This is a genomic window from Streptomyces kebangsaanensis (genome assembly GCF_001906585.1).
GTDB classification, from domain to species: domain Bacteria; phylum Actinomycetota; class Actinomycetes; order Streptomycetales; family Streptomycetaceae; genus Streptomyces; species Streptomyces kebangsaanensis.
Genome location: NZ_JUJA01000156.1, coordinates 48,877 through 56,852 on the forward strand (window position 1 = coordinate 48,877; position 7,976 = coordinate 56,852).

Below are 7,976 nucleotides of genomic sequence, written 5' to 3' on the forward strand. Positions count from 1 at the left end.
CCTAAGGAACGCAACTGATGGAGCTCGGTCTCGTCGGCCTCGGCAAGATGGGCGGCAACATGCGCGAGCGGATACGCCGCGCGGGCCACACCGTCGTCGGATACGACCGCAACCCCGACCTCGCGGACGTCCACAGCCTGGAAGAGCTCGTGGGCAAGCTTCAGGCCCCGCGCGTGGTCTGGGTGATGGTGCCGGCCGGCGAGCCCACCCAGACCACGATCGACACGCTCGCCGAGCTGCTGGAGCCCGGCGACGTCGTCGTGGACGGCGGGAACTCCCGCTGGACGGACGACGAGAGGCACGCCGAGGAGCTGGCCGCCAAGGGCATCGGCTTCGTCGACTGCGGCGTCTCGGGCGGCGTGTGGGGCCTGGAGAACGGCTATGCGCTGATGTACGGCGGCGAGGCGGAGTACGTCGCCAAGGTGCGGCCGGTCTTCGACGCGCTCAAGCCGGAGGGCGACTTCGGCGCGGTGCACGCCGGCAAGGTGGGCGCGGGTCACTTCGCGAAGATGGTCCACAACGGCATCGAGTACGCGATGATGCAGGCCTACGCCGAGGGCTGGGAGCTGCTGGAGAAGGTCGACTCCGTGGACAACGTCCGCGAGGTCTTCCGCTCCTGGCAGGAGGGCACCGTCATCCGCTCCTGGCTGCTCGACCTGGCTGTGAACGCCCTCGACGACGACGAGCATCTGCAGCAGCTGAAGGGGTACGCGCAGGACTCCGGTGAGGGCCGGTGGACCGTGGAGGCCGCCATCGACAACGCCGTGCCGCTGCCGGCGATCACGGCTTCGCTGTTCGCGCGGTTCTCCTCGCGCCAGGAGGACTCGCCGCAGATGAAGATGATCGCCGCGCTGCGCAACCAGTTCGGCGGTCATGCCGTAGAGAAGAAGCAGTGAAGAAGCAGTAGGCAAGAAGCAGTCCACAGGGCCACCGAGTGGTCCACGTCGCCGGGGGAGGTCGGCGTACGACCATGCACGTCACGCATCTGTCGCTGGCCGACTTCCGCTCGTACGCCCGGGCCGAGGTCCCGCTCGGCCCGGGCGTCACGGCGTTCGTCGGTCCGAACGGCCAGGGCAAGACGAACCTCGTCGAGGCGATCGGCTATCTCGCCACGCTCGGCAGTCACCGCGTCGCCTCCGACGCGCCCCTGGTCCGTATGGGTGCCGAGCGGGCGGTGGTCCGGGCGCAGGTCAGGCAGGGCGAGCGGCAGCAGCTGGTCGAGCTGGAGCTGAATCCCGGCCGGGCCAACCGGGCCCGTATCAACCGGTCCTCGCAGGTCAAACCGCGGGATGTGCTGGGAATCGTACGGACCGTGCTGTTCGCGCCGGAGGACCTGGCGCTGGTGAAGGGCGATCCGGGGGAGCGGCGGCGTTTCCTGGACGAGCTGGTCGTCGCGCGCTCCCCGCGGATGGCGGGGGTGCGCTCGGACTACGAGCGGGTGCTCAAGCAGCGCAACACGCTGCTGAAGTCGGCCGCGCTGGCGCGTCGGCACGGTGGCCGTTCGATGGATCTGTCCACGCTGGACGTGTGGGACCAGCACCTCGCGCGCGCGGGTGCGGAGCTGCTGGCCCGGCGCCTGGACCTGGTCGCCGTGTTGCAGCCGCTGGCGGACAAGGCGTACGAACAGCTGGCTCCGGGCGGTGGTCCGCTGGCGCTGGAGTACAAGCCGTCCGCGCCCGGTGGGGCACATACGCGTGAGGAGCTCTTCGGGCAGCTGATGACCGCGCTCGCCGAGGTCCGCAAGCAGGAGATCGAGCGGGGTGTGACGCTCGTGGGGCCGCATCGGGACGACGTGGTGCTCAGGCTCGGTCGGTTGCCGGCCAAGGGGTACGCCTCCCACGGGGAGTCCTGGTCGTATGCGCTGGCGTTGCGTCTGGCGTCGTACGACCTGTTGCGGGCGGAGGGCAACGAGCCGGTGCTGATCCTCGACGACGTCTTCGCCGAGCTGGACACACGGCGCCGTGAGCGGCTGGCCGAGCTGGTCGCGCCCGGTGAGCAGGTCCTGGTGACGGCCGCGGTGGACGACGACGTGCCGCACGTACTGGCGGGGACGCGGTTCGTGGTGTCGGACGGGGCGGTGGAGCGCGTATGAGCACCGAGCGGGACCCCGTCCCTCACGACCGCCCGGGGAAGGCGGCCGAGCCGTCCGGTGTGGATCTCGCGCGTGTGGCGCTGCGTGCGGCGAGGGAGGCGGCACGCGCGCGTGGGGACGCGGCGCAGCAGGGGAAGCGGGCGCGGCGTGGTGGTCTGCGCTCCGGCGCGCGCGCCGACGGCCGTGACCCGATGGCGCTCGGTGCGGCGATCAACCGGTTGATCACGGAGCGTGGCTGGGAGGCGCCGGCCGCGGTGGGCGGTGTGGTGGGGCGCTGGCCGCAGATCGTGGGTCCGGATGTGGCCAAGCACTGTGTGCCGGAGAGGTACGACGAGGTCGAGCGGGTGCTGACGGTGCGCTGCGATTCGACCGCGTGGGCGACGAATCTGCGTCTGCTGGCCCCGACGCTGGTGGCCCGGCTGAACGAGGATCTCGGGCATGGAGCGGTCGGGATGATCAGGGTTTTCGGACCTGGTGGGGGTGGCCGTGGGTACGGGCCGTTGCGGGCGCCGGGCAGCAGGGGGCCCGGTGACACCTATGGGTGACGGACCTCACACCATGGGTTCGAGGAGGCGTGTGGCGGGGGCCGGCGGTCGCTTGTCGTACGACCGCACGCTCTTGCGAATCCCGACCTGACGCGGGGGTAGCGAAGGGTTGATGCCCGGAAGCGCTGAGTGCCGCTGTGAGCCCCTTGGAGCCCCCTTGTGCATATCGGTACCCGGCCAAGACCGGTTCAGGGCGCCACATGCGTACTCAGGTACCGGCAAACACCCATCACTGTCAGCGCTACCGGTAGACTGGAAGGCAATCCCGCCCCGAACGTGGGGACCGTCCGGGAAAAGCTGAGCAACGCTGATCAAGGCTTATCAACGCAACATGCCGCAGCCGCTCCGGCAACCCGCCGACGAGCCCGGCTCGTGCTGTGCCAGAAAGGGCGCTTCGTGGCCGATTCCGGCAACCCCAACGAGAACATCCCGTCCACCGACGCCGGCGTGAACGGTGCCGTCTCCTCGAGCGGTGAGGTCGCGGCCTCCTACGACGCCAGCGCGATCACCGTACTCGAGGGCCTGGACGCGGTCCGCAAGCGACCCGGTATGTACATCGGTTCAACCGGTGAGCGTGGCCTGCACCACCTCGTACAGGAAGTGGTCGACAACTCCGTCGACGAGGCGCTGGCCGGGTACGCGGACACCATCGACGTGACCATCCTGGCCGACGGCGGCGTGCGTGTGGTCGACAACGGCCGTGGCATCCCGGTGGGCATCGTCCCCTCCGAGAACAAGCCGGCCGTCGAGGTCGTGCTGACGGTCCTGCACGCGGGCGGCAAGTTCGGCGGCGGCGGCTACGCGGTGTCCGGCGGTCTGCACGGTGTGGGTGTGTCCGTCGTGAACGCCCTGTCCAGCAAGGTGTCCGTGGAGATCAGGACCGACGGCCACCGCTGGACGCAGGAGTACAAGATGGGCGTCCCGACGGCGCCGCTGGCCCGGCACGAGGAGACGGACGAGAGCGGCACGTCGGTCACGTTCTGGGCCGACCCGGACATCTTCGAGACCACCGACTACTCCTTCGAGACGCTGTCGCGGCGCTTCCAGGAGATGGCGTTCCTCAACAAGGGTCTGACGATCAGGCTGACCGACGAGCGGGAGTCGGCGAAGGCCACCTCCGGCGCGGACGAGGCGGGCGCGGACGAGAAGGACGAGGTCAAGGCCGTCACGTACCGCTACGACGGCGGCATCGTCGACTTCGTGAAGTACCTCAACTCCCGCAAGGGGGAAGTGGTGCACCCCACGGTGATCGACCTTGAGGCCGAGGACAAGGACAAGAGCCTGTCCCTTGAGGTCGCGATGCAGTGGAACAGCGGCTACAGCGAAGGCGTGTACTCGTTCGCCAACATCATCCACACCCACGAGGGCGGCACGCACGAGGAGGGCTTCCGTGCGGCGCTGACCTCGCTGATCAACAAGTACGCGCGGGACAAGAAGCTGCTGCGCGAGAAGGACGACAACCTCACGGGTGACGACATCCGCGAGGGGCTGACGGCGATCGTCTCGGTCAAGCTGAGCGAGCCGCAGTTCGAGGGCCAGACCAAGACCAAGCTGGGCAACACGGAGGCGAAGACCTTCGTCCAGAAGGCGGTCTACGAGCACCTGACCGACTGGCTGGACCGCAACCCGAACGAGGCCGCGGACATCGTCCGCAAGGGCATCCAGGCGGCCACCGCGCGCGTGGCGGCCCGCAAGGCCCGGGACCTCACCCGTCGCAAGGGCCTCCTGGAGTCGGCGTCCCTGCCGGGCAAGCTCTCCGACTGCCAGTCGAACGATCCCACCAAGTGCGAGATCTTCATCGTCGAGGGCGACTCCGCCGGCGGTTCGGCCAAGTCCGGCCGCAACCCGGAGTACCAGGCGATCCTCCCGATCCGCGGCAAGATCCTCAACGTGGAGAAGGCACGCCTGGACAAGATCCTGCAGAACCAGGAGATCCAGGCGCTGATCTCCGCGTTCGGCACGGGTGTGCACGAGGACTTCGACATCGACAAGCTCCGCTATCACAAGATCATCCTGATGGCGGACGCCGACGTCGACGGTCAGCACATCAACACGCTGCTGCTGACCTTCCTGTTCCGCTTCATGCGGCCGCTGGTCGAGGCCGGGCACGTGTTCCTGTCCCGTCCTCCGCTGTACAAGATCAAGTGGGGCCGGGAGGACGTCGAGTACGCGTACTCCGACCGTGAGCGCGACGCGCTGCTCGAGATGGGCCGCCAGCGTGGCAAGCGGGTCCGGGAGGACTCGATCCAGCGCTTCAAGGGCCTCGGCGAGATGAACGCCGAGGAACTGCGCGTGACCACCATGGACGCCGACCACCGTGTCCTCGGCCAGGTCACCCTCGACGACGCCGCCCAGGCCGACGACCTGTTCTCGGTCCTGATGGGCGAGGACGTCGAGGCCCGCCGGCAGTTCATCCAGCGCAACGCCAAGGACGTCCGCTTCCTCGACATCTGAGTCGGTCTCAGCTGACCGCACCAGGAAGGAATCCCACCAGCAATGGCCGACGAGAACACCCCCGTCACGCCTGAAGACCCCGAGGGCGAGACCGTGCTGCGCATCGAGCCCGTCGGGCTCGAGACGGAGATGCAGCGCTCCTACCTCGACTACGCGATGTCCGTCATCGTCTCGCGTGCGCTGCCGGACGTGCGTGACGGTCTCAAGCCCGTCCACCGCCGCGTGCTGTACGCCATGTACGACGGCGGGTACCGCCCCGACCGCGGCTTCTACAAGTGCGCCCGTGTCGTCGGCGACGTCATGGGCAACTACCACCCGCACGGCGACTCCTCGATCTACGACGCGCTGGTGCGCCTGGCGCAGCCGTGGGCGATGCGGATGCCGCTGGTGGACTCCAACGGCAACTTCGGCTCGCCGGGCAACGACCCGGCGGCGGCCATGCGCTACACCGAGTGCAAGATGGCGCCGCTGTCGATGGAGATGGTCCGCGACATCGACGAGGAGACCGTCGACTTCACGGACAACTACGACGGCCGCTCCCAGGAGCCGACCGTCCTGCCCTCCCGCTTCCCGAACCTGCTGATCAACGGCTCGGCCGGTATCGCGGTCGGCATGGCGACCAACATCCCGTCGCACAACCTGCGCGAGGTCGCCGCCGGCGCCCAGTGGTACCTGGAGAACCCGGAGGCCTCCCACGAGGAGCTCCTGGAGGCCCTGATCGAGCGCATCAAGGGCCCGGACTTCCCGACCGGCGCCCTGGTGGTGGGCCGCAAGGGCATCGAGGAGGCGTACCGCACCGGCCGCGGCTCGATCACCATGCGCGCGGTGGTCGAGGTGGAGGAGATCCAGAACCGCCAGTGCCTGGTGGTCACGGAGCTGCCGTACCAGGTCAACCCGGACAACCTCGCGCAGAAGATCGCCGACCTGGTGAAGGACGGCAAGATCGGCGGTATCGCGGACGTCCGCGACGAGACGAGCTCCCGCACCGGCCAGCGCCTGGTCATCGTGCTGAAGCGGGACGCGGTCGCCAAGGTCGTCCTGAACAACCTGTACAAGCACACCGACCTGCAGACGAACTTCGGCGCCAACATGCTGGCGCTGGTCGACGGCGTGCCGCGGACGCTGTCGCTGGACGCGTTCATCCGCCACTGGGTGACGCACCAGATCGAGGTCGTCGTCCGCCGTACGCGCTTCAGGCTGCGCAAGGCCGAGGAGCGGGCGCACATCCTGCGCGGCCTGCTGAAGGCCCTGGACGCCATCGACGAGGTCATCGCGCTGATCAGGCGCAGTGCGACCGTCGAGGTCGCGCGCGAGGGCCTGATGAGCCTGCTGGAGATCGACGACATCCAGGCCAACGCCATCCTCGAGATGCAGCTGCGCCGCCTGGCCGCCCTGGAGCGGCAGAAGATCGTCCAGGAGCACGACGAACTCCAGGCCAAGATCAACGAGTACAACCAGATCCTGGCCTCCCCGGTGCGCCAGCGCGGGATCGTCAGCGAGGAGCTGGCCGCGATCGTCGAGAAGTACGGCGACGACCGCCAGACCAAGCTGATCCCGTACGAGGGCGACATGTCCATCGAGGACCTGATCGCCGAGGAGGACATCGTCGTCACGGTCACCCGCGGCGGCTACATCAAGCGCACCAAGACCGACGACTACCGTGCCCAGAAGCGCGGCGGCAAGGGCGTACGCGGGACGAAGCTGAAGGAGGACGACATCGTCGACCACTTCTTCGTCTCCACCACGCACCACTGGCTGCTGTTCTTCACCAACAAGGGCCGGGTGTACCGGGCGAAGGCGTACGAGCTGCCGGACGCGGGCCGGGACGCGCGCGGGCAGCACGTGGCGAACCTCCTCGCCTTCCAGCCGGACGAGGCCATCGCCCAGATCCTCGCGATCCGCGACTACGAGGCGGCGCCGTACCTGGTGCTCGGCACCAAGGCCGGTCTGATCAAGAAGACGCCTCTGAAGGATTACGATTCGCCACGCTCCGGTGGTGTCATCGCGATCAACCTGCGCGCGCAGGAGGACGGATCCGACGACGAACTGATCGGAGCCGAACTCGTCTCGGCCGAGGACGATCTGCTGCTGATCAGCAAGAAGGCGCAGTCGATCAGGTTCACCGCCTCGGACGCCACTCTGCGTCCCATGGGCCGTGCCACCTCGGGTGTCAAGGGCATGAGTTTCCGCGAGGGCGACGAACTGCTCTCGATGAATGTTGTTCGACCCGGTACGTTCGTGTTCACTGCCACTGACGGTGGGTACGCCAAGCGGACCCGAGTCGACGAGTACCGCGTCCAGGGCCGTGGCGGCCTCGGCATCAAGGCTGCCAAGATCGTGGAGGACCGCGGTTCGCTCGTGGGCGCGCTGGTGGTCGAGGAGAACGACGAGATCCTCGCCATCACGCTCTCTGGCGGCGTGATTCGTACGCGAGTCAACGAGGTCAGGGAGACGGGCCGTGACACCATGGGCGTCCAACTGATCAACCTGGGCAAGCGCGATGCCGTCGTAGGTATTGCACGTAACGCCGAGGCGGGGCGCGAGGCGGAGGAAGTCGACGGCGACGTGGCCGTGGACGACACCGCCGAAAGTGTCGCGACCGCCGGTACGGACGAGGGTGAGGCGCCCTCGGCCGAGTAGTACGAGGAGAGAGTCATCGTGAGCGGAGCCACGGGCGCCGGATCGGCCGGTACCTCCACTGGTACGGAAGCGGACGGCGGCGGCCGTGGCTCCGCCGCGAGTGCGGTGGACACGCGCACGACCAATCTGCAGGCGCTCAAGTCGCCCGCGACCGACGCGCACGGATCCCAGGGGGCAACGGTGACGGACGCCCGAGGCTCGCAGTCCCAGCAGGGCCGGACCGCGGCCGGCCGGCAGGCGGGCCC

General features: G+C 68.5%; 5 protein-coding genes and 1 pseudogene. All 6 read left to right on the top strand.

Going from position 1 to position 7,976, the window contains the following annotated elements; genetic code table 11:
* Positions 1–17: 17 nt before the first annotated feature.
* A complete protein-coding gene (gene gnd / locus RH94_RS26505) occupies positions 18–896 on the top strand; it encodes a phosphogluconate dehydrogenase (NAD(+)-dependent, decarboxylating) (protein ID WP_073950631.1) in 879 nt (292 codons plus the stop codon).
* 74 nt (positions 897–970) lie between these two features.
* On the top strand, positions 971–2,092 hold the full coding sequence (recF, locus tag RH94_RS26510) for a DNA replication/repair protein RecF (RefSeq protein WP_073950633.1): 1,122 nt from the start codon (positions 971–973) through the stop codon (positions 2,090–2,092).
* A complete protein-coding gene (locus tag RH94_RS26515) occupies positions 2,089–2,637 on the top strand; it encodes a DUF721 domain-containing protein (protein WP_073950635.1) in 549 nt (182 codons plus the stop codon). The genes recF and RH94_RS26515 overlap by 4 nt, the downstream gene beginning before the upstream one ends.
* Positions 2,638–3,033: 396 nt before the next feature.
* Positions 3,034–5,091 (top strand): DNA topoisomerase (ATP-hydrolyzing) subunit B, encoded by a 2,058-nt coding sequence (gene gyrB / locus RH94_RS26520; RefSeq protein ID WP_199881066.1) that lies wholly within the window; start codon positions 3,034–3,036, stop codon positions 5,089–5,091.
* A 42-nt stretch (positions 5,092–5,133) separates the two neighbouring features.
* Positions 5,134–7,731, top strand: coding sequence for a DNA gyrase subunit A (gene gyrA, locus RH94_RS26525; RefSeq protein ID WP_073950638.1), 2,598 nt, complete (start codon positions 5,134–5,136; stop codon positions 7,729–7,731).
* An 18-nt stretch (positions 7,732–7,749) separates the two neighbouring features.
* Positions 7,750–7,976, top strand: a pseudogene (locus tag RH94_RS44675) (DUF3566 domain-containing protein); the annotation flags it as partial.